The sequence below is a fragment of the Streptomyces sp. NPDC059456 genome (genome assembly GCF_042750055.1).
GTDB lineage: Bacteria > Actinomycetota > Actinomycetes > Streptomycetales > Streptomycetaceae > Streptomyces.
In genome coordinates this window covers 1-1,696 of record NZ_JBHYVA010001063.1, presented here as the reverse complement: position 1 = coordinate 1,696, position 1,696 = coordinate 1, and the positions used below count along the sequence as shown (strand labels likewise).

The following is a 1,696-nucleotide window of genomic DNA, read 5'->3' as shown; positions in this document are numbered from 1 at the left end:
CCGCGGCCGGCAGATCCGTCAGCCCCGACCCGAGCGTCCCCCTCACGCGTATCCGTCCGCGTTCGGGAGACGGTCGATGGGATCGCCCCGGCCGTGCGTCAGCGGGTGAGGAAGCGGGTGGCGCCCACGTAGACGCGGCCGGTGGAACCGATCGGCTCCTCCTTGACCGGGTCACCGGTCCGAGGCGAGTTGATCATCATGGGTTCGCCGTTCCGCGTCCCCGAATAGATGCCGACGTGGGTGACCTCGGTGCCGGTGGCGGGGCGGAAGGCGACGATGTCGCCGGGCCTGAGGTCCTCCGTACCGGTGATCCGCACCCCCGCGGCCGACCCGGCGGGCACCTGCCCGCCGCCCGCCTCGAACTGCGGCTGGGCGTCCCGGGGGATCGTCACGCCGAGGGCGGAGTAAACCTGGCCGGTGAGACCGGAGCAGTCGTATCCGAATCCGGAGGTGCCAGACCACAGGTAGGGCAGACCCAGGAAGGCGCGTGCGGCGGCGACCACGTCCGCGCCGCTCGGTGCGGCCGGCACCTTCGCCAGGTCGTCGGCTCGGAAGAAGAGCCGGCCACCGCTGGGGGAGTCGGCGGCGACGACCCCGGGCACCGGACCGGCCTTCACCGGAAAGGAGGTGTTGTACGAGTACTCGGCCACCTGCCCGGACCGGCTGCCGGCGAGCGCCGCCTGGGCGGTGGCGAAACCACGGGCCGTGGGGCGGGCAACGCGTTCCTCGTGCGTACCCCCGGGCGGGCGCCGGTGTTCCGAGGTCAGCTGCCGGTCGGGAATCCAGCCGGGGTACGCACCCCGTCCTGCCTGGTCTCTGGGGGTGGGCTGGCCGTGCACCCAGACGTGGTCCCAGAGCAGACCGCCGTGCCACTCGGTGCGGTCGACGGTCACCTCGATGCCGTGGAGGGCTTGCGTCTCCCCGGCGACGTCGCGGCGCTCGTCCAGGGACATGGTGGCCAACCAGCCGCGGATGTCCGCGGGATTGGCGGTCGCCGCAGCGTCGACGGGCCGGACCTGTTCCGGGCTCACCCAGACCTGGGCGACCGTCACGTCGACGTAGCAGGTCGGGGCGCCGGCGCAGGCATGCGGCGCGGTGGACACGGAGGGGCGGGCCGGGGTGGTGGGAGCCGCGGGGACCGCGGCGGCCGGAGTGACGAGGGTGAGGAGCGCGGCAGCGGTGGCCGTCAGGACGGTCTTCACGGAGTACATGTGTCGATACCTGTCCAGGGCGGCGCGCCTGCGAACCCCGCCGGCACGGTCGGCCCCGCGGGCCGTGGGACCGACTCCGGCGCCGTGGTCCGCATGGTCTGCAGGGATCCCCTCCGCCGCCGACCGCCCCGCGGCCGCGGGAGAGGACAGGGTGCCGGGGGCGTCGCGTACGACCTCGCTCTACGGATGCCGGCCGAGGAGAGCCGAGGCCACGCCTCTCTCTCGCCCGCCGGGACCCGTGCCCCGGCGGGCCGGGCTCACGATTCTTCGGCCACGGTGTCACCCGCGGACCGGGCCGTCCTTCTGCGGTACGCCACCACCCCGCACACCACGAGGAGGAGGACGGCCACGACGGACACCCCGAGGGCCGTCTGCTCGGCGAAGAGCTTGCGCAGCAGTTCGAGCACGCCGAGCCCCGCGGTCGCGTAGATCAGCGCCCAGGCCGCCCCGCCCAAGAAGAGGGCGGGGAGGTAGCGCGGCAGGGG

Annotated in this window: 1 protein-coding gene and 1 pseudogene; both read right to left on the bottom strand. The window is 74.2% G+C overall.

Features of this window, described 5'->3' with window-relative positions:
* Nucleotides 1–98 precede the first annotated feature (98 nt).
* Complete coding sequence (locus tag ACFXA3_RS42160; protein WP_385196762.1) at nucleotides 99–1,211, bottom strand: C40 family peptidase; 1,113 nt, start codon at nucleotides 1,209–1,211, stop codon at nucleotides 99–101.
* Between the two features lie 257 nt (nucleotides 1,212–1,468).
* Nucleotides 1,469–1,696: pseudogene (locus ACFXA3_RS42155) on the bottom strand (hypothetical protein); the annotation flags it as partial.